Source organism: Streptomyces sp. URMC 126 (assembly GCF_051386555.1).
In the GTDB taxonomy this organism is placed as follows: Bacteria; Actinomycetota; Actinomycetes; order Streptomycetales; family Streptomycetaceae; genus Streptomyces.
In genome coordinates, this window is the sequence record NZ_JBPQTX010001234.1 from 1 (window position 1) to 244 (window position 244).

Annotated in this window: 1 protein-coding gene; it reads left to right on the top strand. The window is 72.1% G+C overall.

Translation table 11 applies throughout. The features are described from left to right. Positions 1-244 (top strand): GNAT family N-acetyltransferase (locus ACSNOK_RS35805; protein ID WP_436784832.1); only part of this gene is annotated, 244 nt, incomplete at both ends.

Here is a 244-nt window from a genome sequence, read left to right on the forward strand (position 1 = left end):
TTCCTGGGGCTGCACGACGGCCGGCCCGCCTTCCTCATGGAGCGCTACTGCCCCGCCCACGTGGAACTGGTCGGGGTCCACGAGGCCCGGCCCGGGGACGTGGGCATGCACTTCCTGGTGGCGCCGACCGACACCCCGCTCCACGGCTTCACCCGCGCCGTCATCGGCACCGTGATGGAGATGCTGTTCTCCGACCCGGCCACCCGGCGCGTCGTGGTCGAACCCGACATCCGCAACACGGCGG